Source organism: Agromyces sp. NPDC056389 (assembly GCF_042262385.1).
Lineage (GTDB): Bacteria > Actinomycetota > Actinomycetes > Actinomycetales > Microbacteriaceae > Agromyces.
The window spans coordinates 1-23,564 of sequence record NZ_JBHJPN010000004.1; the positions used below are offsets into that span (position 1 = coordinate 1).

At 69.4% G+C, this 23,564-nt stretch carries 25 protein-coding genes, 1 tRNA gene and 1 rRNA gene; 26 read left to right on the forward strand and 1 reads right to left on the reverse strand.

The window, feature by feature from the left end:
* The 21 genes from rrf to ACFCVM_RS19230 all read left to right on the forward strand — a co-directional run.
* Positions 1-94, forward strand: a 5S ribosomal RNA gene (rrf, locus tag ACFCVM_RS19130); the annotation flags it as partial.
* 118 nt (positions 95-212) lie between these two features.
* A complete protein-coding gene (locus ACFCVM_RS19135; RefSeq protein WP_375838327.1) occupies positions 213-2,075 on the forward strand; it encodes a primosomal protein in 1,863 nt (620 codons plus the stop codon).
* Positions 2,050-3,084, forward strand: coding sequence for an HAD-IIA family hydrolase (locus tag ACFCVM_RS19140; protein WP_375838328.1), 1,035 nt, complete (start codon positions 2,050-2,052; stop codon positions 3,082-3,084). Before ACFCVM_RS19135 ends, ACFCVM_RS19140 begins: the two co-directional genes overlap by 26 nt.
* Positions 3,085-3,132: 48 nt before the next feature.
* Entirely contained in the window at positions 3,133-3,327 is a 195-nt protein-coding gene (locus ACFCVM_RS19145) for a hypothetical protein (RefSeq protein WP_375838329.1), read from the forward strand.
* A gap of 3 nt (positions 3,328-3,330) precedes the next feature.
* Positions 3,331-4,140 carry a TlyA family RNA methyltransferase gene (locus ACFCVM_RS19150; RefSeq protein ID WP_375838330.1) on the forward strand — a complete coding sequence of 270 codons (810 nt, stop codon included), beginning with the start codon at positions 3,331-3,333 and terminating at the stop codon, positions 4,138-4,140.
* A complete protein-coding gene (locus ACFCVM_RS19155; RefSeq protein ID WP_375838331.1) occupies positions 4,137-5,051 on the forward strand; it encodes an NAD kinase in 915 nt (304 codons plus the stop codon). Before ACFCVM_RS19150 ends, ACFCVM_RS19155 begins: the two co-directional genes overlap by 4 nt.
* 40 nt (positions 5,052-5,091) lie before the next feature.
* The gene (gene recN / locus ACFCVM_RS19160) at positions 5,092-6,792 is read left to right on the forward strand and encodes a DNA repair protein RecN (protein WP_375838332.1); all 1,701 of its coding nucleotides are present in this window, start codon (positions 5,092-5,094) and stop codon (positions 6,790-6,792) included.
* A gap of 51 nt (positions 6,793-6,843) precedes the next feature.
* Positions 6,844-8,619, forward strand: a complete 1,776-nt coding sequence (locus ACFCVM_RS19165; RefSeq protein WP_375838333.1) for a CTP synthase — start codon at positions 6,844-6,846, stop codon at positions 8,617-8,619.
* Entirely contained in the window at positions 8,612-9,286 is a 675-nt protein-coding gene (locus tag ACFCVM_RS19170) for an NUDIX domain-containing protein (RefSeq protein WP_375838334.1), read from the forward strand. The genes ACFCVM_RS19165 and ACFCVM_RS19170 overlap by 8 nt, the downstream gene beginning before the upstream one ends.
* Positions 9,283-10,185: a site-specific tyrosine recombinase XerD gene (gene xerD / locus ACFCVM_RS19175; RefSeq protein ID WP_375838335.1), complete on the forward strand. Its 903-nt coding sequence runs from the start codon at positions 9,283-9,285 to the stop codon at positions 10,183-10,185. The genes ACFCVM_RS19170 and xerD overlap by 4 nt, the downstream gene beginning before the upstream one ends.
* A 43-nt stretch (positions 10,186-10,228) precedes the next feature.
* Positions 10,229-11,113 (forward strand): ParA family protein, encoded by an 885-nt coding sequence (locus tag ACFCVM_RS19180; protein ID WP_375838336.1) that lies wholly within the window; start codon positions 10,229-10,231, stop codon positions 11,111-11,113.
* Between the two features lie 94 nt (positions 11,114-11,207).
* Positions 11,208-12,062 carry a segregation and condensation protein A gene (locus tag ACFCVM_RS19185; protein ID WP_375838411.1) on the forward strand — a complete coding sequence of 285 codons (855 nt, stop codon included), beginning with the start codon at positions 11,208-11,210 and terminating at the stop codon, positions 12,060-12,062.
* A complete protein-coding gene (gene scpB / locus ACFCVM_RS19190) occupies positions 12,052-12,810 on the forward strand; it encodes an SMC-Scp complex subunit ScpB (protein WP_375838337.1) in 759 nt (252 codons plus the stop codon). The genes ACFCVM_RS19185 and scpB overlap by 11 nt, the downstream gene beginning before the upstream one ends.
* On the forward strand, positions 12,803-13,618 hold the full coding sequence (locus ACFCVM_RS19195) for a pseudouridine synthase (RefSeq protein WP_375838338.1): 816 nt from the start codon (positions 12,803-12,805) through the stop codon (positions 13,616-13,618). Before scpB ends, ACFCVM_RS19195 begins: the two co-directional genes overlap by 8 nt.
* Positions 13,615-14,697: a prephenate dehydrogenase gene (locus ACFCVM_RS19200; protein WP_375838339.1), complete on the forward strand. Its 1,083-nt coding sequence runs from the start codon at positions 13,615-13,617 to the stop codon at positions 14,695-14,697. The genes ACFCVM_RS19195 and ACFCVM_RS19200 overlap by 4 nt, the downstream gene beginning before the upstream one ends.
* On the forward strand, positions 14,694-15,428 hold the full coding sequence (gene cmk, locus ACFCVM_RS19205; RefSeq protein ID WP_375838340.1) for a (d)CMP kinase: 735 nt from the start codon (positions 14,694-14,696) through the stop codon (positions 15,426-15,428). The genes ACFCVM_RS19200 and cmk overlap by 4 nt, the downstream gene beginning before the upstream one ends.
* Positions 15,425-16,939, forward strand: coding sequence for a ribosome biogenesis GTPase Der (der, locus tag ACFCVM_RS19210; protein ID WP_375838341.1), 1,515 nt, complete (start codon positions 15,425-15,427; stop codon positions 16,937-16,939). Before cmk ends, der begins: the two co-directional genes overlap by 4 nt.
* 7 nt (positions 16,940-16,946) lie before the next feature.
* Complete coding sequence (locus tag ACFCVM_RS19215; RefSeq protein WP_375838342.1) at positions 16,947-17,579, forward strand: SRPBCC family protein; 633 nt, start codon at positions 16,947-16,949, stop codon at positions 17,577-17,579.
* A complete protein-coding gene (locus tag ACFCVM_RS19220) occupies positions 17,576-18,301 on the forward strand; it encodes a DUF4166 domain-containing protein (RefSeq protein WP_375838343.1) in 726 nt (241 codons plus the stop codon). The genes ACFCVM_RS19215 and ACFCVM_RS19220 overlap by 4 nt, the downstream gene beginning before the upstream one ends.
* A 2-nt stretch (positions 18,302-18,303) precedes the next feature.
* Positions 18,304-18,543 carry a DUF167 domain-containing protein gene (locus tag ACFCVM_RS19225; RefSeq protein ID WP_375838344.1) on the forward strand — a complete coding sequence of 80 codons (240 nt, stop codon included), beginning with the start codon at positions 18,304-18,306 and terminating at the stop codon, positions 18,541-18,543.
* A gap of 37 nt (positions 18,544-18,580) precedes the next feature.
* Entirely contained in the window at positions 18,581-19,498 is a 918-nt protein-coding gene (locus ACFCVM_RS19230) for a CHAD domain-containing protein (protein ID WP_375838345.1), read from the forward strand.
* Positions 19,499-19,519: 21 nt separating this feature from the next.
* Here ACFCVM_RS19230 and ACFCVM_RS19235 read toward each other — a convergent pair whose 3' ends face one another.
* Positions 19,520-20,143: a GNAT family N-acetyltransferase gene (locus ACFCVM_RS19235; RefSeq protein ID WP_375838346.1), complete on the reverse strand. Its 624-nt coding sequence runs from the start codon at positions 20,141-20,143 to the stop codon at positions 19,520-19,522.
* A 99-nt stretch (positions 20,144-20,242) separates the two neighbouring features.
* On the opposite strand from ACFCVM_RS19235, the gene ACFCVM_RS19240 reads away from it, so the two are divergent.
* The 5 genes from ACFCVM_RS19240 (at position 20,243) to ACFCVM_RS19260 (ending at position 23,227) form a co-directional block, all read left to right on the forward strand.
* Complete coding sequence (locus ACFCVM_RS19240; protein WP_375838347.1) at positions 20,243-20,722, forward strand: MarR family winged helix-turn-helix transcriptional regulator; 480 nt, start codon at positions 20,243-20,245, stop codon at positions 20,720-20,722.
* Positions 20,719-21,375, forward strand: a complete 657-nt coding sequence (locus ACFCVM_RS19245; RefSeq protein ID WP_375838348.1) for a hypothetical protein — start codon at positions 20,719-20,721, stop codon at positions 21,373-21,375. Before ACFCVM_RS19240 ends, ACFCVM_RS19245 begins: the two co-directional genes overlap by 4 nt.
* A 129-nt stretch (positions 21,376-21,504) precedes the next feature.
* Positions 21,505-21,581, forward strand: a tRNA-Pro gene (locus ACFCVM_RS19250).
* A gap of 179 nt (positions 21,582-21,760) precedes the next feature.
* Positions 21,761-21,997: a helix-turn-helix transcriptional regulator gene (locus ACFCVM_RS19255; protein WP_375838349.1), complete on the forward strand. Its 237-nt coding sequence runs from the start codon at positions 21,761-21,763 to the stop codon at positions 21,995-21,997.
* Between the two features lie 36 nt (positions 21,998-22,033).
* Positions 22,034-23,227 carry a tyrosine-type recombinase/integrase gene (locus ACFCVM_RS19260; protein ID WP_375838350.1) on the forward strand — a complete coding sequence of 398 codons (1,194 nt, stop codon included), beginning with the start codon at positions 22,034-22,036 and terminating at the stop codon, positions 23,225-23,227.
* Positions 23,228-23,564 lie beyond the last annotated feature (337 nt).

Genomic DNA, 23,564 nt, shown 5'->3' on the forward strand with positions numbered 1-23,564 from the left:
AACGCCCGGACACATTCCGAACCCGGAAGCTAAGACTCGCAGCGCCGATGGTACTGCAGGGGGGACCCTGTGGGAGAGTAGGACACCGCCGGACAAACATTGAGGAGAGAGGCCACCCGAAGACGGGTGGCCTTTCTTCGTTAACGGGGTACTTCACAAGGTGCCCCATTACGGTTGAGTCCCATGAGGACTCCACACACGACGGGACTATCGTGAGCGACTCCAAGCACGGCTCGGCAGACCAGGGACGACCTGAGCGACGCGATCAGCGCAGCAGCGGCGGCAACGGAGCCGACCGACCGGCGGGAGCGCGCTCCGGTCGAGACGGCGCTCCCTCGAAGAAGCCGTATGGGGACCGTGACGCGAAGAAGCCGTATGGCGATCGCGACGCGAAGAAGCCGTATGGCGATCGCGACGCGAAGAAGCCGTATGGCGATCGCGATGCGAAGAAGCCCTATGGCGATCGCGATGCGAAGAAGCCCTACGGCGACCGGAAGCCCTATGGCGATCGTGATGCGAAGCCGTATGGTGACCGTGGTGCGTCCAAGCCGTATGGGGACCGTGACAACCGCAAGCCCTATGGGGACCGTGACGCGAAGAAGCCGTATGGGGACCGTGACGCGAAGAAGCCGTATGGCGACCGTGACGCGAAGAAGCCGTATGGCGACCGTGACGCGAAGAAGCCGTATGGGGACCGTGACAACCGCAAGCCCTATGGGGACCGTGACGCGAAGAAGCCGTATGGCGACCGGAAGCCGTATGGCGACCGTGACAACCGCAAGCCCTATGGGGACCGTGACGCGAAGAAGCCGTATGGGGACCGTGACGCGAAGAAGCCCTATGGCGACCGGAAGCCCTATGGCGACCGTGATGCGAAGCCGTATGGTGACCGTGGTGCGTCCAAGCCGTATGGGGACCGTGACAACCGCAAGCCGTATGGGGACCGTGACGCGAAGAAGCCCTACGGGGACCGTGACGCGAAGAAGCCGTATGGGGACCGCGACAACCGCAAGCCGTACGCCGGTCGTGACGATCAGCGCGACGCTCCTCCCCGCGAGGTCCATGGCGCGCCCGAACTGCAGGTGCGTCCGCGTCACGACGACCCGTTCATCCCCGAATCGATCGAGGCACGTGACCTCGACAAGGGCGCTCGCGCCGAGCTGAAGACGCTGAGCAAGGAGAACGCCGACTGGGTCGCGCGGCACCTGGTCGCAGCATCCGAACTGCTCGACGACGACCCCGAGCTCGCGCACCAGCACGCACTCTCGGCAGGACGCCGCGCCGGCCGCATCGCGGTCGTGCGCGAGACGCTCGCGATCACCGCCTACGCGACCGGGGACTTCGCGCTCGCGCTCCGAGAGCTGCGCACCTACCGCCGCATCTCCGGCAGCAACGACCAGCTTCCGCTCATGGTCGACAGCGAGCGGGGGGTCGGCCGACCCGACCGCGCCCTCGAGGTCGGTCGTGCGGTCGATCGCTCGACCCTTCCGGCGGCGGTGCAGGTCGGACTCGCCATCGCGATGTCGGGCGCCCGACTCGACCTCGGTCAGCCCGAGATCGCTCTCGCCGAGCTCGAGATCCCGCAGCTCGATCCCGACCGTGCGTTCTCGTACAGCCCAGCACTCTTCTCGGCCTACGCCGAGGTGCTCGAAGAGCTGGGACGCGCCGAGGAGGCCGCGAAGTGGCGGGCCCGTGCCGACCGCGCGGAAGCGGCGCTCGGCGGCCCCGCGGAGGCGGAGTCGATCGAGATCTTCGAGGTGGAGCTCGAGGATCTCGCCGACGAGGTCGACGAGACCGATGCCGGTGAGCCCGAGGTCGTCGACGAGGTCGAGATCGAGGCGGCCGGCGAGATCGAGGCCACGGATGCCGCGGCGACCGCCGATGCCGACGAGGCACCCGAATCCGCCGGCGGGGCCGTCGATACCGACGAAGCCGACGACGCCGATGAGGCCGAGGATGACTTCGACGGCGACCCGCGCGATGTGCTCGAAGACGACGTGCGCGAGGTGCTCGCCGCGATCGAGGCCGACGAGAGCGAGGGCACGTCCGGTGGGACTGTTCCGCGCGAAGACTGAGCACGCGACGCCGCTCGACGGCGTCGACGCCGTGCTCGCCGACCTCGACGGCGTCGTCTACGCCGGCGCCCACGCGATTCCTCGCGCGGTCGAGAGCCTGAACCTCGCCAAGCGCGACCGGGCCGTCGGGTACATCACGAACAACGCGTCCCGCAGCGATGCATCCGTCGCCGGTCACCTGGCCGAGCTCGGTCTCGAGGTCGTACCGGCCGATGTCGTGACGTCGCCGCAAGCGGCGATGTCGCTGCTCGCCGAGCAGGTGGCGCCCGGCGCGCTCGTGTTCGTCGTCGGGGGCGAGGGCATCACGACCGAGCTCGAGCGGCGCGGCTACCGCATCACGCGGTCGGCCGACGATGCACCCGAGGCCGTCGTGCAGGGTTTCACGCCCGAGATCGGATGGCGCGAGCTCGCCGAGGCCTCCTTCGCACTGACCGCGGGCGCGGGCCCGGATGCCGCGTCTCCGGGTATCCCGTGGATCGCGACGAACATGGACTGGACGATCCCCGTCGCACGCGGCATCGCGCCGGGCAACGGCACGCTCGTCTCCGCAGTGCACACGGCCGTCGGCCGCTTCCCGCTCGTCGCGGGCAAGCCCGAGACGCCGATCTTCGACGAGGCCCGCCGCCGGTTCGGCGCCGAGCGACCGCTCATGGTCGGCGACCGGCTCGACACCGACATCCTGGGTGCTCGACGCGCCGGCATGCTGAGTGCTCTCGTGCTCACGGGCATCGACCGGGCGAAGCAAGTGCTCGCTGCGCCCGAATCGAGCCGGCCCGACTTCATCCTCGCCGACCTCGACGGCCTCCACGCCCCGTATCCGGTGACCGAGCAGGCGCGTGGCGGAGTCACCCGCGTCGGCACGGCGCGAGTGCGCGTCTCGGGCAACCGCGTGGAGATCGTCGACGACGGTGACGATCGACTCGATCTGCTCCGTGCTGCCTGCGCTGCGATCTGGGGCTCGGGCATGGGCATCCACGTGCTCGACGTTCCGGCTCGGCTCTACAGCTGACCGGTCGGTCATGGGCCGGTCGTCGGCGGCTCGCGGTAGCGTTGACTCGTGAGCACTGAACCCGATCGATCAGAAGCGGCCGAGACGATCCCGCCCGCGTCCGATACGGCGTCATCGTCGGTGTCGGCCGTGCTCGCCGAGGTGGAGTCGCGACCGCTCGCCGAACGCGCAGAGGCGTACCAGGCCCTCGCCGACGAGTTGCGCACGCAGCTCGAGCAGTCCGACCCGTCGCTGCGCACCTGACGCATGGCCGAACAACGACTCGACGCGGCCCTCGCCGCCCGCGGACTCGCTCGCTCGCGCACCCATGCCGCGACGCTCATCGCCGCGGGAGTGGTGACGGTCGATGGTCGCCCGGTCGTCAAGGCCGCCGCGAAGGTCGGCGATGACGCGGTGCTCGAGGTCGCGGCATCCGATCACTATGTGAGCCGCGCGGCGCACAAGCTGATCGCGGGCCTCGACGGCTTCGGCGTCGAGGTCGCCGGTCGAGTCGCCCTCGACGCCGGCGCCTCGACGGGCGGGTTCAGCCAGGTGCTCCTCGAGCGCGGCGCTCGACAGGTGCTCGCCGTCGATGTCGGGCACGGTCAGCTCGCGCCCGAACTCGCCGAAGCACCGGGCCTCGTGCTCGTCGAAGGCTGCAATGTGCGACATCTCGATGCCGCCCTCCTCGCAGAACTCACCGGGGTCGCCGAGCAGCCGTCGCTCGTCGTCGCCGATCTCTCCTTCATCTCGCTCACGGTGGTGCTGCCTGCGCTGCGCGCGAGTGCGACGGATGACGCGGACTTCGTGCTGCTCGTCAAGCCACAGTTCGAGGTCGGCCGCGGGGGAGTGCGCGAGGGCGTCGTGCGCGACGCAGGGCTCCGCTCCGAGGCCGTTTCGAACGTGTTGTGGGCGGCCTTCGACGCGGGGCTCGGCACCGCCGGCATCCTGTCCTCCCCAATCGCAGGCAGCCACGGAAACCTCGAATACCTCGTATACCTGAGCGCCGTGCGCGGTGCGAATCCGACAGAATGGTCAGGTCGGATCGACGAACTGACAGGGAGGGCGAAGGCGTGAGCGACGCACGGCGCTTCCTGGTGGTCTCCCACACGGGTCGGCGGTCCGCCCTCGAGGCGACGAGCGAGGTCTGCGCGCAGTTGCTGGCCGCCGGTGCGGTGCCCGTCATCGCGGCCGAGCACTGGGATGAAGTGCACGACTTCGTGCCCGAGCTCAACGGTTCGGTCGAGCGGTTCGAAGAGACCGACCCGACCGGTATCGAGCTCGTCATCGTGCTGGGCGGCGACGGCACGATCCTCCGGGCCGCCGAGATCATGCGCGACTACCCGGTGCCGCTGCTCGGCGTGAACCTCGGCCATGTCGGCTTCCTCGCCGAGAGCGAGCGCGACGACCTCGGCTACACGGTCGGCCGAGCACTGGCGCGCGACTACACCGTCGAGGAGCGCATGACGCTCGCGGTGCGCGCGAAGGTCGGCGAGGGCGTCGTCTACGAGAGCTGGGCGCTCAACGAGGTCACGGTCGAGAAGGCCGAACGCGAGCGCATGCTCGAGGTCGTCATCGAGGTCGATCGGCGCCCGCTCTCCTCATTCGGCTGCGACGGCGTCGTGATGTCGACCCCGACCGGCTCGACGGCCTACTCGTTCTCCGCCGGCGGCCCCGTCGTCTGGCCGAGCCTCGAGGCCCTCCTGCTCGTTCCGCTCAGCGCCCACGCGCTCTTCGCCCGTCCGCTCGTCGTCGGACCCGAATCGTCACTCGCGGTCGAGATCCTGCAGCGTACCGAGGCATCCGCGGTCATCTGGTGCGACGGTCGGCGCACCTTCGATCTTCCGCCGGGTGCGCGCGTGATCGTGCGCAAGTCGCCCGTGCCCGTGCGCCTCGCACGACTGCATGAAGCGCCGTTCACCGACCGGCTCGTCAACAAGTTCCAGCTCCCGGTCACCGGGTGGAGGGGGCCGGTCGGGCGTGAGTGAGGCAGAGAGTGATCGAGGGCTGCAGTGATTGAGGTCTGTGTTGATTGAGGAACTCGGCATTCGCGACCTCGGCGTCATCGCCGAGGCGACGCTTCCGCTCGGGGCCGGATTCACAGCCGTGACCGGCGAGACCGGCGCGGGCAAGACGATGGTGGTGACCGCACTCGGGCTGCTGCTCGGTTCGCGCTCCGACGCCGGCGCTGTGCGCGCCGGCGCCAAGCAGGCGTGGGTCGAGGGCCGCTGGCTCGTGCCCGACGACGGCATCGTCGCCGAACGCGTCGCCGAGACCGGCGGTGAGATCGAAGCAGGCGAGCTGCTGCTCGGCCGCTCCGTCTCGGCTGAAGGGCGCAGTCGAGCGGTCGTCGGCGGCCGGAGCGCTCCGGTCGGAGTGCTCTCCGAGCTCGGCGACGAACTCGTCGTGGTGCACGGTCAGGCCGACCAGCAGCGACTCCGTTCGACGGTTGCACAGCGCGAGGCGCTCGATCGCTTCGCGGGGTCGAAGCTGCAGGCCGTGCTCGACGAGTACCGCATCGGGTTCAACGCCTGGCGAACGGATGCCGCGGAGCTCGAGCGGCTGCGAGCCGACCACGAGTCGCGCATGCGCGAGGCCGAGGAGCTCCGGGCCGCGCTCGACGAGGTCGAAGCCGCCGATCCGCAGCCCGGCGAAGACGTCGACTTGCAAGAGCGCGCCGACCGGCTCTCGAATCTCGAAGAGCTGCGGCTCGCCGCCGCGCAGGCCCGTGCACTGATCTCGGCCGAAGACGTCGTCGACGACGTTCCCGACGCGGTCGCACTCGTCGACGGTGCCCGCCGTCAGCTCGAGCGCGTCGCCGAACACGATGCCGCGTTGCAGCCCATCGGCGAGATGCTGACGAACGCGGGCTTCCTGCTCGCCGATGCTGCCGCCGAGCTGTCGGGATACCTCGCCGGGCTCGACGCCGACGGCGCGCGCGAGCTCGAGATCGTGCAGGAGCGTCGAGCCGTGCTCGGCGGCCTCGTGCGGCGCCATGGCGGCGGCCTCGACGACGTGCTCGAGTTCCGCCGCACCGGCGGCCTCCGACTCGTCGAACTCGACAGTGACGACGAGCGCATCGAAGGGCTCGAGGCATCCGTCGCCGAGCTCGAAGCAGAGGTCGACCGGCTCGCCGATTCGCTCACCGAATTGCGCACCGAAGCGGCCGGCCGACTCGCGACCGCAGTGACGACCGAACTCGCGGCGCTCGCGATGCCCGACGCCCAGCTCGCGGTCGTGATCGAGCCCGCCGCGGAGGCGACCGCGCACGGCCGCGACGCCGTGTCGATCCTGTTGCGGCCGCACCCCGGGGCTGAGCCTCGGCCGGTCTCGCGCGGCGCCTCCGGCGGCGAGCTGTCGCGGGTGATGCTCGCGATCGAGGTCGTTATCGCGGGCAGCGATCCGGTGCCCACATTCGTGTTCGACGAGGTCGACGCCGGCGTCGGCGGCGCCGCGGCGATCGAGATCGGGCGACGGCTGGCACGCCTCGCCGAACGCTCGCAGGTCATCGTCGTGACCCACCTCGCGCAGGTCGCCGCGTTCGCGACGAACCACCTGAGCGTGGTCAAGGGCACCGATGGGCAGGTCACCTCGTCGAGCGTGCGCCAGCTCGCCGGAGCCGACCGCGAGGCCGAGATGGCACGGCTGCTGTCAGGGCTGGCCGACTCCCAGAGCGGGCTCGCGCATGCGAGGGAACTGTTGGAGATCGCCGCCGATCGCGCGGCGTGACACGCGATCGACGATCGTGAACGAACGGGATCGAGCGGATCCCGAGAAAAGATGGGGGAGCGCGTGGGGCATGTCGGGTCGAACGATCAGGAACGTGAGTTAGGCTATAAGCCCGTGGTGGATGAACGCGGAACAGCTCGTGCGAGCACAGACAATCAGAACGACACGACCAAGCACATCTTCGTGACCGGTGGTGTCGTTTCTTCGTTGGGCAAGGGACTCACGGCGGCGAGTCTCGGCAACCTCCTGACTGCCAGGGGCCTCAGAGTCGTCATGCAGAAGCTCGATCCATATCTGAACGTGGATCCGGGCACGATGAACCCCTTCCAGCACGGCGAGGTCTTCGTGACCGACGACGGCGCTGAGACCGACCTCGACATCGGTCACTACGAGCGGTTCCTCGACATCAACCTGAGCCAGGCGGCGAACGTCACCACCGGCCAGATCTACTCGACGGTGATCGCCAAGGAGCGCCGCGGCGAGTACCTCGGCGACACGGTGCAGGTCATCCCGCACATCACCGACGAGATCAAGCGGCGCATGCGGCTGCAGGCCTCGGAGTCGCCGAAGCCCGACGTCATCATCACCGAGATCGGCGGCACGGTCGGCGACATCGAGTCGCAGCCGTTCATCGAGTCGGCTCGCCAGGTGCGTCACGAGCTCGGCCGCAAGAACGTCTTCTTCGTGCACGTCTCGCTCGTACCGTTCATGGGCGCCTCGGGCGAGCAGAAGACGAAGCCCACCCAGCACTCGGTCGCGGCGCTGCGCTCCATCGGCATCCAGCCCGACGCGCTCGTGCTGCGCAGCGACCGGCCCGTCACGGAGTCGAACAAGCGCAAGATCGCGCTCATGTGCGACGTCGACGAGCAGGCCGTCGTGAACGCGGTCGACGTGCCGTCGATCTACGACATCCCGACGATGCTGCACGACCAGGGGCTCGACGCCTACATCATCGACACCCTCGGCCTCGACGAGAAGGCGGCAGACGTCGACTGGTCGGGCTGGAGCAGCCTGCTCGACGTCGTGCACGACCCCAAGCACGAGGTCACGATCGGACTCGTCGGCAAGTACATCGACCTGCCCGATGCCTATCTCTCGGTCACCGAGGCACTCCGTGCCGGCGGTTTCGCGAACGACGCCAAGGTCAACATCGAGTGGATCCCGTCCGACGAGTGCCAGACGCCCGAGGGCGCGCAGAAGCACCTGGGCCACCTCGACGGCATCTGCGTGCCCGGCGGCTTCGGTGTCCGCGGCATCGAGGGCAAGCTCGGCGCACTGCTCTTCGCACGTGAGAACGGCATTCCGGTGCTCGGCCTCTGCCTCGGCCTGCAGTGCATGGTCATCGAGTACTCGCGCAACGTCGTGGGCCTGCCCGGCGCCTCGTCGAGCGAGTTCGACCCCGACACGCAGTACCCGGTCATCGCCACCATGGAGGAGCAGGTCGAGATCATCGCCGGTGGCGACCTCGGCGGCACCATGCGTCTCGGCCTCTACCCGGCCAAGCTCGCCGAGGGCTCGATCGCGGCCGAGCTCTACGGCTCGACCGAGGTCTCCGAGCGACACCGTCACCGCTACGAGGTCAACAACGCCTATCGCGATCGCATCGCCGAGGCCGGCCTCTCGTTCTCGGGCATGTCGCCCGACCGGCACCTCGTCGAGTTCGTCGAGCTGCCGCGCGAGGTGCACCCGTTCTACGTCGGCACGCAGGCACACCCCGAGCTGCGCAGCCGCCCGAACGACGCGCACCCGCTGTTCCGCGGCCTCGTCGGCGCCGCGCTCGAGCGCCAGCAGGCGAGCCTGCTCTTCGACGACGTCAGCAATGGCTGATTCCCGCGACGCGTTCATCGGCGGGCGGCGTGAGCCGCTCGCCGATGAACGGGTCGAGGTGCCCGTCGTCTCGAGCGAACGAGTCTTCGAGGGTCGTGTGTGGGACATCCGTCGCGACGCGTTCGACTTCGGCGGCGAGACCATCGTGCGCGAGTACATGGACCACACCGGCGCTGTCGGCGTGCTCGCGATCGACGACCACGATCGCGTGCTGCTGATCAAGCAGTACCGCCACCCCGTGCGCATGCGCGATTGGGAGATCCCGGCCGGGCTCCTCGACATCGACGGCGAGCCGCCCCTGGCCGCGGCCAAGCGGGAACTCGCCGAAGAGGCCGACCTCGAGGCATCCGATTGGGCGGTGCTCACCGACTTCGCGACTTCGCCCGGAGGCAGTGACGAGCTGATCCGGGTGTACCTGGCCCGTGGCCTGTCCGCGACGGCCGAGGCGTTCGCCCGCGAGGGCGAGGAGGCCGACATGGAGACCCGCTGGGTGCCGCTCGACGAGTGCGTCGACGCGGTGCTCGATCGGCGCATCCACAACGCCCCGCTGGCGATCGCGGTGCTCGCGGCCTCGGCCGCCCGCGCACGCGGTTGGTCGAGCCTCGGTGCAGCGGATGCCGCGTGGCCGGGCAACGCCATCGGTCGCACGGAGCCACCGGGCCGATGAACAGGACCCCCGTCGACGACTACCTGCGGCATCTCGCCGTGGAGCGGGGGCTCGCGCAGAACACGATCTCGTCGTATCGACGCGACCTGGCGATCTACGCCGACTGGCTCGCCTCGCACGACATCACCGGACCGTCGGCGGCGACCGAGCAGGACCTCGGCGACTTCGTGCGGTTCCTCGGCGCCGACCGCGTGCCGCCGCTCGCGACCTCGTCGATCGCCCGTGTGCTGTCGGCCGTGCGCGGCCTGCACCGGTTCCTGGCCGAGGAGGGGCTCGTGGCGGCCGACGTCTCGCGTGAGCTTCGCCCACCGAAGCTGCCGATGCGGCTGCCCAAGGCGATCCCGGTCGACGACGTCGAGGCGCTCATCGCGGCCGCCGGCGGCGACGAGCCGACCGACCTGCGCGACACCGCACTGCTCGAGGTGCTCTACGCGACCGGCGCGCGCGTTTCCGAGGCGGTGTCGCTGAACGTCGACGATCTCGTCGACCAGGAGGTCGTGCGGCTCTTCGGCAAGGGCGGCAAGCAGCGCATCGTGCCGCTCGGCAGCTACGCCCGCCGGGCCGTCGACGCCTACCTCGTGCGGGCCCGCCCGTTGCTCTCCGCGCGCGGAACGGCGACGCCCGCGCTCTTCCTCGGCGTGCGCGGCAAGCGGATGTCGCGGCAGGCCGCCTGGGAGGCGATCCGCGATGCCGCCGAGACGGCGGGGCTCGCGACATCCGTCTCGCCGCACACCCTGCGGCACTCGTTCGCGACCCATCTGCTCGAGGGCGGCGCCGACGTGCGCGTCGTGCAGGAGCTCCTCGGTCACTCCTCGGTCGCCACCACGCAGATCTACACGCTCGTCACAGCGGACACACTCCGGGAGATGTACACAGCAGCCCACCCGCGTGCTCGCTAGAATCGACCAAGCACCCGCCCGGCCCCAGGAGAGAAGACGACACGTGACGCACCAGACGAACCACTCAGCGGACGGAATCGCAACGCCGCCAGAGCTCGGTCCCACTGGTCGTCCCAATCGCGAATTCCCCGAGCCCGCGCCGCTCACCTCGCACGGCCCTGCCCGCATCATCGCCCTCTGCAACCAGAAGGGCGGCGTCGGCAAGACGACCACCACGATCAACCTCGGGGCGACGCTCGCCGAGTACGGCCGCCGGGTGCTCGCGATCGACTTCGACCCGCAGGGCGCGCTCTCGGCGGGCCTCGGTGTGCCCACCCACGACGTGCCGACGATCTACGACCTGCTGCTCTCGCGCACGCTCGACCCGGCCGACGTGATCCAGAAGACGAGCGTCGAAGGACTCGACGTGATCCCCGCGAACATCGACCTCTCGGCCGCTGAGGTGCACCTCGTCACCGAGGTCGCCCGCGAGCAGATCCTCGCGAGCGTGCTGCGCCGTGTCTCGGCCGACTACGACGTCATCCTCATCGACTGCCAGCCGTCGCTCGGCCTGCTCACCGTGAATGCGCTCACGGCCAGCCACGGCGTCGTCATCCCGCTCGAGTGCGAGTACTTCGCGCTGCGCGGCGTGGCGCTGCTCATCGAGACGATCGACAAGGTGCGCGACCGCCTGAACCCGGCGATCCAGCTCGACGGCATCCTCGCGACGATGTACGACTCGCGCACGCTGCACTCGCGCGAGGTGCTCGAGCGCGTCGTCGATGCGTTCGGCGACGAGGTGCTCGAGACCGTCATCACCCGCACGGTGAAGTTCCCCGACGCGAGCGTCGCCGGCACGCCGATCACCGAGTTCGCACCCGAGCACCAGGCGTCGCGGGCGTACCGCCAGCTCGCCAGGGAGCTGGTCTTCCGTGGCGCGGTCGCCTGAGGCGGCTTCGGCCCCCGAACAGCACGCGTCCGACGCGACGGTGTCGGCCGGAGCAGATCACGCGCACGCGCGGTCGGATGACTCGGCGACGGCGGTGTCGGCCGGCCGCGAGGCCGTCGAACCCGTTGAGGCCGTCGAGGCAGCGTCTGATGCGCCCGCTGCCGACGACGGCGGTTTCCGCGTCGCGCTCACGAACTTCGAGGGCCCCTTCGACCTGCTGCTCTCGCTCATCACGAAGCACGAGCTCGACATCACCGAGGTCTCGCTGTCGGCGGTCACCGACGAGTTCATCTCGTACCTGCGCGGCCTCGACTCCGAAGAGGAACTCGATCGCGCCTCGGAGTTCCTCGTCGTCGCGGCGACGCTGCTCGACCTGAAGGTCGCAGGCCTCCTTCCGCAGGGCGAGCTCGTCGACGCCGAAGACGTCGCCCTGCTCGAGGCCCGCGACCTGCTCTTCGCGCGCCTGCTGCAGTACCGCGCCTTCAAGGAGGCGGCGCGCTGGTTCTCGGGCAACATCGAGCGCGAGTCGCTGCGGCACCCGCGCAACGTGCGCCTCGAGGAGAAGTTCCGCCAGCGCGCACCCGAACTGCTCTGGACCCTGTCGGCCGAAGACTTCGCCGCCCTCGCGACCCTGGCGCTGACGCCGCGCGAGATCCCGGTCGTCGGCCTCGACCACCTGCATGCACCGCTCGTCTCGATCCGCGAGCAGGCCGCGCACGTCGTCGCCGTGCTCCGCCGCGGCGACCCCGTGACCTTCCGCCAATTGATCGCCGGCGTCGGCCAGTCGGGTGTCGTCGTGGCGCGCTTCCTCGCCGTGCTCGAGCTCTACCGCCATGCGGCGATCGGCTTCGAGCAGCTCGAGCCGCTCGGCGAGCTGACGCTGCGCTGGTCGGCCGAGAACTGGTCGGACGAGAACCTCGAGAGCCTGGGGGCTGACTATGACGAATGAGACGGATGTCGCGGCGACGGACGTGCCCGACGAGCAGATCATCGATGCGGTGAACGAGCCCGCCGACGCGATCGAGGCCGGTTCGGCGGCCGAGGCCGAGGCCGGCGGCCCCGAGCTCTCGATCGTGACCCCGCTCGACGTGCCGGGCCAGCCCCGCCTCGACCTCGACCGCGCCCTCGAGGCGATCCTCTTCATCGCCGACGAGCCGCAGAGCGTCGTGTCGCTCGCAGCAGCCGTCGCGCGACCGGTCGCCGAGGTGCGCGCTGCGATCGCGCGGCTCCGCGCCGACTACGACGGCGCGGGTGTCTCAGGTGAGCCGCGAACGGATGTCGCAGGGGAGCCCGAGCCGCGAAGCATCCGTCGCGGGTTCGAACTCCGCGAGGTCGGCGGCGGCTGGCGCTTCTACGTGCGCGCCGAGTACGACACCCTCGTCGCCGACTTCGTGCTCACGCAGTCGTCGACCCGGCTCTCGCAGGCGGCACTCGAGACGCTGTCGGTGATCGCCTACAAGCAGCCCATCTCGCGCTCGCAGGTGGCGTCGATCCGCGCGGTGAACGTCGACTCGGTCGTGCGCACGCTGCTCGGGCGCGGGCTCGTCACCGAGGTCGACACCGACCCCGAGACCGGCGCGATCCTCTACGGCACGACCGAGCTGCTGCTCACGAACCTCGGCATCAACTCGCTCGACGAGCTGCCCCACATCTCGCCGTTGCTCGACGACGGCCAGGAAGGATTCGATTTTGACTGACGCAACCGGCTGGGGCGGCGAACCCGCCCCTGAGGGCGTTCGACTGCAGAAGGTGCTCGCAGCTGCGGGCGTCGCGAGCCGACGGGTCTCGGAGCAGTACATCGCCGAGGGCCGCGTGGAGGTGAACGGCGAGGTCGTCACCGAGCTCGGCCGTCGCATCGACCCCGAGACCGACCTCGTCGCGGTCGACGGCGTCGCCGTGCAGCTCGACCCCGCGAAGCGGTACTACATGCTCAACAAGCCGCGCGGCGTGGTCTCGTCGATGCGCGACGAGCAGGGCCGGCCCGACCTCACGCGCTTCACCGACGACCTCGAGGAGCGGGTGTTCAACGTCGGCCGCCTCGACGCCGAGACGAGCGGACTGCTGCTGCTCACGAACGACGGCGACCTCGCGCACGTGCTCGCGCACCCGTCGTTCGGCGTCTCGAAGACGTACATCGCGAAGGTCACCGGCCGAGTCACGCCGCAGGTCATCCAGCAGCTGAAGAACGGCATCGAACTCGAAGACGGCCCGATCAAGGCCGACAAGGCGCGAATCCTGCAGCAGCAGGGCGACGACCGGCACTCGATGGTCGAGCTCACGCTCCACTCGGGTCGCAACCGCATCGTTCGCCGCATGCTCGACGCCGTGGGGCACCCGGTCGTCGACCTCGTTCGTCGCAGCTTCGGCCCGCTCAACCTCGGCACCCTCCGATCGGGTCAGATGCGCGAATTGACCAAGGTGGAGCGGGGCCAGCTGCTCACCATCTCCCGCGCCGCGGACGCCGGCCGGGAGGACGGCGCCGACCCGAACGAAGGTGAGTCGTGACCGAATCACGTCTGACCGGCCCGGTTCGCGTGGTCGGTGTGGGTCTGCTCGGCGCGAGCATCGGCCTCGGACTGCGCGCCAAGGGCGTCGACGTCATCCTCGCCGACGCCTCGCCGACGCACCTCGCGATCGCGGTCGACTACGGAGCCGGTCGCGCGGCCGCAGCCGGCGACCGCCCGCAGCTCATCGTGGTGTGCGTGCCGCCCGATGTCACGGCCGACGTCGTGGCCGCCGAGCTCGAGGCGTTCCCCGAGGCGCTCGTGACGGATGTCGCAAGCGTCAAGCTCGCCGTCTACGAGAACCTCAAGGCGCGCGGCGCCGACCTCTCGCGCTACATCGGCACCCACCCCATGGCGGGACGCGAGCGGGGCGGCCCCATGTCGGGCCGCGCCGACCTCTTCGTCGGGCGCCCGTGGGTGGTGGCCGCGCATGGCGGCATCTCGTACCAGGACGGTTCGGCGATCGACGACCTCATCCTCGACCTCGGCGCGACGCTCGTCGAGCTCACGCCCGAGCAGCACGATGCCGCCGTCGCGCTCGTCTCCCACGTGCCGCAGGTCGTCTCGAGCCTCATGGCCCGGCGCCTCATCGACGCACCGCACGCCTCGGTCAACCTCGCCGGGCAGGGCCTCCGCGACGTCACGCGCGTGGCCGCGAGCGACCCCGAGCTCTGGGTGCAGATCCTCGGGCAGAACTCCGAGCCGGTCGCCGAGATCCTCCGCGGCTACCGCGACGACCTCGACCGCTTCATCGACGCGCTCGACAACATGGACGCCCCGGGTGCTCGTCGCCGTGTCGCCGAGGAGCTCTTCGGCGGCAACACCGGTGTCGAGCGGCTGCCCGGCAAGCACGGCGTCGATCGTCGCTACTCGAGCCTCATCGTCATGATCGACGACCGGCCCGGTCAGCTCGCCCGTCTCTTCAACGACGTCGGCGAGGCCGGCGCCAACATCGAGGACCTGCGGCTCGAGCACTCGCCCGGCGCGCAGATCGGCCTCGCCGAGATCTCGGTGCTTCCCGAGGTGCAGCAGCACCTCACCGATGAGCTGGCCGCACGCGGCTGGCGGATTGCAGGTTGAACGTGTCACCCGTCATCCCGTTCGTCGTGGCCGTCGACGGCCCGGCCGGCAGCGGCAAGTCGAGCGTCTCGAAGGAGGTCGCCCGCCGACTCGACTTCGGCTTCCTCGACACGGGCGCCGCCTATCGTGCGCTGGCGTGGCACGCCGAGGCATCCGGGGTCGACACCGACGACGCGGCATCCGTCGTCTCGTGCCTCGATTCGTTCGACTACCGCATCGGCACCGACCCGACCGGCTACTCCGTGCATGTCGGCGACGTCGACGTGACCGAGGCGATCCGCGACCCGCAGATCTCCGCCGTCGTGAGCGCCGTCGCCCGGGTGCCCGAGGTGCGCCGGCACCTCATCGAACTGTTCCGGTCGATCATGGCCGCAGTCGATGCGCCCGGCATCATCGTCGAGGGCCGCGACATCACGACCGTCGTGGCGCCCGATGCCCCCGTTCGCATACTCCTCACAGCATCCGAAGCGGTTAGAATGGGCAGGCGCTCCGCCGAGCTGACCGGATCGTCGGTCGAAGCTGTGGGGGAGCAGCTGCGGAAGCGCGACGCGGCGGACTCCAAGGTCGTGGACTTCATGACCGCGGCAGACGGCGTCACCACCGTCGATTCCACGGAACTCGACTTCGACCAGACGGTCGATGCGGTGATCGACGTGATCCGCGCAGCGCACCCCGCGCTCGCCCAGGAGCATGACGCCATGGGCGCACAGATTTCAGAGGAGACACCATGACCGACAAGAGCGAAGAGTTCGACGCTCCCGACGACGACCTCGCCGAGCGTCTCGCCGGCGTCGACGACGAGCTCGCCGAGCAGCGCGCGGCCACGCTGCGCTCGGGGCTCGCCGACTACGCACTCGACGACGACGACCTCGATGTGCTCGAGCTCTCCGACGAGGGCGAGGAGGGCATCCGCTACCTCCCCGCGCTGCCCGTCATCGCGATCGTCGGCCGACCGAACGTCGGCAAGTCCGCGCTCGTCAACCGCATCCTCGGCCGGCGAGAGGCCGTGGTCGAAGACACTCCGGGTGTCACCCGCGACCGCGTCTCGTACAAGGGCGAATACCTCGACCGTCGCTTCACGCTCGTCGACACCGGCGGCTGGGAGCCCGACGCGAAGGGCATCGACGCATCGGTCGCCGCGCAGGCCGAGGTCGCGATCGACCTCTGCGACGTCGTGCTCTTCGTCGTCGATGCAACCGTCGGCGCGACGTCGACCGACGAGCACGTCGTGCGACTCCTCCGCAAGACGAAGAAGCCCGTCTTCCTGCTGGCCAACAAGGTCGACGACGCTCGCCAGGAGCCCGAGGCCGCAGCGCTCTGGAACCTCGGTCTCGGCGAGCCCTACCCGGTCTCCGCGCTGCACGGTCGCGGTGTCGCCGACATGCTCGAATCGGTCTTCAAGGTGCTGCCGCAGGTCTCGGCCGTCGCGAAGGACGAGTTCGGCGGCCCGCGTCGCGTCGCGATCCTCGGTCGCCCGAACGTCGGCAAGTCGAGCCTGCTCAACAAGTCGGCGGGCGAAGAGCGCGTCGTCGTGAACGAGCTCGCCGGCACCACGCGCGACCCCGTCGACGAGCAGATCGAGCTCGGCGGCAAGATCTGGCGCTTCGTCGACACCGCAGGCATCCGCCGCCGCGTGCACCTGCAGCAGGGTGCCGATTTCTACGCCTCGCTCCGCACGCAGGCGGCGCTCGAGAAGGCCGAGGTCGCGGTCGTGCTCCTCGACGTCTCGGTGCCGATCTCTGAACAAGATGTGCGCATCATCGACCTCGTGCTCGAGTCGGGCCGCGCGCTCGTGCTCGCCTACAACAAGTGGGACCTGCTCGACGATGAACGCCGCCGGTACCTCGAGCGCGAGATCGAGCAGGACCTCCACCACGTCGCGTGGGCCCCCCGCGTCAACATCTCGGCGAAGACGGGCCGTCACCTCGAGAAGCTCGTGCCCGCCCTCGAGACGGCGCTCGAGTCGTGGGACACCCGCATTCCGACGGGCAAGTTCAACGCGTTCCTCACCGAGCTGACGCAGGAGCACCCGCACCCCGTGCGCGGCGGCAAGCAGCCCCGCGTGCTGTTCGGCACGCAGGCGGCCAGCCGCCCGCCGACATTCGTGCTCTTCACGACCGGGTTCCTCGACCCGGGCTACCGCAGGTTCATCCAGCGGCGCCTGCGCGAGATCTACGGCTTCGAGGGTTCGCCCATCGTCATCAACATGCGTGTGCGCGAGAAGCGCGACCGCTCGAAGTAGGTTACGGATGTCGCGGCGCCCGAGTCGTTCCCGCAAGGGAATCGACTCGGGCGTTCGCGGTCTCTACATCGAGATCGTCGTGCGCGCCGAACTCGATGAGGTGTGGCGGCCCGAACTGCATCCGCGGTGGGATCTGCGCTTCTCTTCGATCACCCCCACGGCCTCCCTGTCCGACGGGGCACGCCGATTCACCTACGAACGCGCGCTCGGCGTGCACACGATCCGCGGCACCGGCGTCTCGCTCGGCGAGCGGACGCACGCCGACGGCGGTGCCACTTCCGCGCTGCGATTCGACACGGATGACCCGTGGTCCCCGCTCCGCGACGGCCGCGGCTACTGGCGCTACATCCCGACGCCCGACGGCGTGCGCTTCATCACGGGTTACGACTACGAGCCCGGGTTCGGGCGGCTCGCCGACCTCGTCATTCGCCCGTTCGTGCGTTGGATGACCGCATGGAGCTTCGACCGTCTCCGCATCTGGGCGGAGACCGGCGTGGAGCCCGAGCGCTGGCCGGTGGCATCCGTCATCATGTTCTGGCGGGGCGACCGACCCCGTGCCCGACGATGCCGAACCGCGCCGCCACTGCGCGGAGCGTTCGCGTTCGTGCCCGACAGCCTCGCCGAGCTGGAGCAGCCATGACCGAGACCAGCGGCGACGCCGGGGCAGCTGCGGCCACGACACTGGGGCCGGTGTTCCGCCGGGCGCTCGGCGACGACTTCGAGCGCCTGCATCCCATGATGCAGCGCCGGTTCGGTGTCTCGCTCGACGGCGACGTCGCCTGCATCGGCCGCGGCGTGATGACGAGCGTTCGCCGCGGACCGTGGTGGACGGTGCCGTTCCTGCAGATCGGGCGGCTCCGCAACATCCTGATCCCGGATGCCGGCCGCGACGTGCCGTTCACGATCGAGAACCACGCCTACGTCGATCCGTTCGGTCGGGAGACTGTGACGTTCGTACGCGAGTACCGGGTGCCCGGACGTCGTCGGTCGAGTCGCTTCGACGCGACGATGGTGTTCGACCCGAGACGCGGCGCGGTCGTCGACTACCTCGGCACGCATCAGCACCTCGCCGTCGATCTGATGCTCGAGGTCGATGCCGACGGATCGCTGCTGCTGCGTTCGGGGGCGCAGCGATTTCGCGAGGGGCGGGTCGACTTCAGATTCCCGATGCTGTTCTCGGGGTACGCGGAATTACGCGAGCGGTTCGACGACGACGCAGGCGTGTTCCGAGTGCGCTTGGAGGTGCGCAATCGCGTCTTCGGATTCCTCTTCGGGTACGAGGGATGGTTCGTGAGCGAATTCCCCGACGCGATCGGGGTGCCCGCGCATGTGCTGCCGAAGCGGCACGAGGCACGGTACTGAGCGTGGTGGACCTCACGATCCGGGTGAAGCCCGGCAGCCGCAAGGGACCCCTCGTGGAGGCGCTCGATGGCGATCCTGCGGCCTCGCTCACGGTGTTCGTGCGCGAGCGCGCGATCGACGGTGCAGCGAACGCCGGGGTCATCGCGGCCCTCGCTGACCACTACGGCGTGCCGAAGAGTCGCGTGCACATCCTGCGCGGGGAGTCGTCGCGCGTGAAGCGCGTGCGTGTCGACGACGCCTGACCCGCCGAGGCCGCGACGAGGCGCCTACGATGGCGCCATGGACCTCGTCGGTGCGGACGCTGACGCCGGTGCAGTGGTGCTGGCGGTGCTTCGCGCGATCGGCGACCGATTCGACGAACTCGAGCCGGCGGCCATGGCCGATGAGCCCGACGCCGTGCACAAGCTGCGAACGACCGTGCGACGGCTCCGCAGTGTGCTCGCCGCCTACGGCCCATTGTTCGACGTCTCCAAGGCCGATGAGGTGAGCCGTCGATATCGTGAGCTCGGTCGTCGGCTCGGCACGGTGCGCGACCTCGAGGTGCGGCTCCTGGTGGCGGAGGAGGCGCTGCAGCTCGCCGCCGCGTCGGCGACGTTCGATCCGGCAGTGCTGGAGCGGGTCTCCGCCGGGATCGTCGCGGAGACGGCCGCCGCGCATCATCTCGCGCACCACGGGTTCGTCGAACACCAGCAACGGCCGGAAGCTGCCCGCCGTCGCGCCGCGCTCGACGAACTGCTCGCCGCCGTGCCCTCGTCTCGGCTGGCAGGTGGGGCCGTTGGCCCCGTGCTCGGCACGTTCCTCGCACACGAAGCACGTCGTGCCGTGGCGCGGGCATCGGAAGTGGACGCGGAGAGTGCTCCCGCACAGTTGCACGGAGTGCGGCGAGCCTGTCGCAGGCTCCGCTACGCCGCGGAGGCGTTGGTCGATGGCCCCGGTGAGGCGTTCGGTACGCCGGCGCTCCGGCTGGCGGCCGCAGGGCAGGGCATCCAGGACCTGCTCGGCGCTCACCGGGATCAGATGCTGTTCGCCGAGTACCTGCGGAGCTCGGCGACCGCTGCAGCCGTGCCCTGGCGAGAGCCCGGCGCACTCGAGCAGCTCGCGGATGCTGCCGAGGAGCGTGCCACCGAGCGGATCTCCGATCTCGACCTCGCGGTGCGCGAGCTCCGCAGTGCCGAGCGCGACTGGCTCTCGCTCTGACGGTGCGGTCGGCGGCCCGGTTCAGCGAGCCAGCTCGACCTGCATGATCGCCCGGTCGGGCCGGGGGCGGGCGACCTCGGTGAAGCCGGCGTGGGTGAACATCGAGACCGTGCCGTGGAAGAGCGCGTCGGCTGACACCTTCGCTCGGATCTTCGGGTCGACGGCGTAGGCCTCGACCACGAGCGCGCCGCCAGCGCGGGCGAAGTCGACTGCGGCTTCGGCGAGTGCTCGGGCGACGCCTCGGCCCCGATGGTTGCGCGGTACGACGAAGCAGGAGACGGCCCACACCGCAGCGTCATCGAAGTCGGGGTACGCGGTGCCGCCCTTGACGATGGTGCTCCGGCTGAGCCGGGGAAGGTCGCTGCGGGGCTCGACGGCGCACCAGCCGACCGGTGTGTCGCCGTCGTAGGCGATGAGCCCGCGCCCGATGCCCGAGGCGTGCAACTGGTCTTGCAGCCGGTCGTGCAGGCCCTCGTCGCCGAACCTGCGCCAGTCGCTGCCGGGGATCTTGTACCACTGGCACCAGCAGTGCGCCGGGTCGCCTCGAGTGCCGAAGACGGCTTCGACATCGGCGAACGGAACCTCGCTCGCCGGGGAGACCCGGAGCTGGATCGGTTCGAGATCTTCGGTCACATCGGTGATCACCATTCGAATGTAGCGCCGGCCACCGACATCCGCAGTGGGTCCGACGCCCCCTCTTCCGTCGAATCGTGAAGGTAGGTAACAATGCAGTATCATCATGATATGACTCCCGAGATCACCGTGCTCGACCGGCTGCTCGAGGTCAGCGAGCTCTTCCAGAAGGACATGGCGCAGGCCTTCGCAGGCACCCCGCTGACGCCCTCGCGCACCCGGCTGCTCTGGGAGCTCGCCGCCACCGGGCCATCGACGCAGCACGCGCTCGCGACCCGCCTGGAGGTGAGTCCCCGCAACATCACCGGACTCGTCGACGCGCTCGAGGCCGGGGGATACGTCACCCGCTCGCCCCACCCGACCGATCGCCGGGCGATCATCGTGTCGCTCGCGGCATCCGCCGAGGGGTTCATGCGCGACATGCAGCGCGACCATGCCGAGCTCTCGGCCGAGCTGCTCGGCGCCGTCGAACCCGCCGACCGCGCTGCACTGCTGCGCGGCGTCGAGGCGATCGCCGGTCGCCTGCGCGAGCTCATCGAGGCCGATGAGCAGCGCCGGGCCGCCGGCGGGCCGCAGGCGGTGGGGGAGTGAGCACCGCGACCTCGGCGCGCGCAGAGGCATCCGTCTGGCAGCGCATCGGCTGGTTCCTGCAGCGCGCGCTGCTCATGGAGCTCAGCATCTACACGAGCATCGGGCGATTCGTCGCGCGGCGGCCGGCGATCGCGCCGGGCGCCAAGGGATTCGGGTTCCACAAGCCGGTGCTGACGATCCTCATGATCTTCATCGTGCTGTCGGCCGTCGAGATCCCGATCTTCGACCTCATCGTGCATCGATGGCCTGCGGTGCGCATCACGCTGCTCGTGCTCGGCATCTGGGGCGTCACCTGGATGTTCGGGTTGCTCTGCTCGTACCTCATGCGACCGCACACGGTCGGCCCCGACGGCATCCGCGTGCGCGCCGGGCTCGAGACCGACATCGCGCTGAGCTGGGACGACATCGCCTCGGTCGCGCGCAACCTGCGGGTCGACGAGCCGAAGCAGCCCAAGATCGTCGAGACGGATGCCTCGCGCACCCTCATGCTTCGCATCACCAACGAGACGAACGTGGAGATCGAACTCGAGGGGGCGACCGTCGTGCAGCTGCCCGGGCATGGCGTCGCGGGCGGCGAGCAGGCGGTGACCGGCGTGCGCATCTGGGTCGACGACCCGATCGCCTTCATGGACGAGGTGCGGAAGCACATCTGAACGCGTCGCTCGTCGGGTTCGTCGCCGAATTCGTACCGAGCGGATGCCTCGGAGGTGCCCGTGTGTCACGAGCACCCCTCCGGATGCCGCTATGATGGTCAAGTTGTCTTCGGAGAAATCCGGTGGCATCGGGCTGTGGCGCAGCTTGGTAGCGCACTTGACTGGGGGTCAAGGGGTCGCAGGTTCAAATCCTGTCAGCCCGACCAGAAAGTCCCGGAAACCTCAGGGTTTCCGGGACTTTTGAGGTTAAGAGATTTGATCCTCCCATCGAAAACCCATCACTTTCATCTTTGCAGCACCCCTGATCCGGACTTCCCGTCCGAGACGGCCGTGTCGTCACCGGTCGCTTCCGACTGCTCAGGAGAGCAAAGCGCACCTGACCGGTATGAATACGCACAAGGATCTGCCGATCAGTTCCGCGACGGTACCCGCCGACGCATTCGGGCTCGAGCCGCTCTTGGACGTCACCGAGCTGGCCGCCTATCTGGGTGTGCCCGTCTCGACGCTCTACGACTGGCGCACCCGCGGCAAAGGGCCGACCGCATACCGTTTCGGCAAACACCTGAAGTTCGCCGTCTCGGATGTGCGCGCCTGGGTGGCCGAGCAGCGGGAATCGGCATAGTCGCCGCACCGGTGCTGCGAGAGGCGGCGAACTGACATGGGCCGGCCACGACTGACCATCGGCAGCTTCGGCGATATCACCACGCGGATCCTGCCATCCGGGCGATTCGAGGCCCGCACCCGGTATCGCGACTGGGACGGTCGCTCACGTATCGTGCAGGCCACCGCCGACAGCGCAAAGGCCGCCGAGCGAGCACTGAAAGAGAGGCTGGCGGGGCGCTCGGAGCTCCAACCCGCATCCCGCACCGGCCACTTGACGCCGGACAGCGCCTTCGGTGAACTCGTCGCGTACTGGCTGCAGGACATCGACCTCGAAGGACGGATCTCGAAGACGACTCGGATCCTGTACGAGCGGAACATGCGCACCCTCGTGCTGCCGGTGTTCGAGCACCTGACGCTGCGTGAGATCGGGGTGGCGCGCTGCGACCGATTCATCAAGGAGCAGGCGAGGACCTCGTACAATCGCGCCAAACAGTCGCGCGTCGTGCTGCGGCTCGCGCTCGAACTCGCGGTGCGGCACGAGGTGCTGCCGGCCAACCCGATGCATCACGTCTCCCGCATTCACCGTGAGGCGCGGATGCCCGACTCGTTGACCAGCCTTGAGGTGAACGCGATCCGCGCCGCGATTGCCAAATGGGAGTCCGGCCTCGACCACGTCTCGGGCCCCCGGCCAGATGGGCAGCTCGGCGCGATCGTCGAGGTCATGCTCGGCACGTCCGCCCGCATCGGTGAAGTGCTCGCGATCCGACGGCGCGACGTCGACGTCACCGGCCCGACGCCGACGATTCGCATCGCCGGTACGATCATCAGCCGTCATGGCGAGCCGACGTTCCGGCAGGACCATCCGAAGACGGCGAAGTCGCGGCGCATCGTCGCATTGCCGTCGTTCACAGCCGAGGCGGTGCGGCGTCGACTCGCGGTCAGCCGTGACCCGGACCCGGAGTCGCTGGTGTTCCGCTCGCGCGAGGGCACTCCGCTGACCACGGCCAACGTCCGGCGTCAGCTGCGACAAGTGCTCGGGCGAGCCGGCATCCGCGGCGTGACACCGCACCTGTTCCGGCGCACCGTCGCGACCGCGGTCAATGACAACGCGAGTGTCGAACTCGCGGCCGAGTTGCTCGGGCACACCGATACGAAGATCACGGTGCAGCACTACATCCAGCGTCGGGAGCTGGTGAACCCAGCGACAGCGGAACTGCTAGAGCGGGCGTTCAGGCGGGATGAAGACTGATCGAGACGCCCGGCGGAGGAACGACGGCCAGCACGGATGCGGGTGTCAGGACGGCCTCGCCGATACGACGCCGTCTGATTAGGATTTGACGGTGGGGGCGAATCGCCCCCACCGCGTGATCAGGGCTTTTCTTCTCGATGCACAATCGCGCCGGTGACCCGTGTGCGCGTCACCCGCGCTGTACAGCCGCGACTTGGACGGCATGGGCAAGGCCATATGCGTGACCCAGATCACTCCCATGACAAGTAGGTGCGCACGTGCTCCCTCGCGTGCAGTGCTGCGCATCTGTTGCCCGTCTCGTCGCATAGACCGGTATTTGAGTCGCGCGTCACAGAAC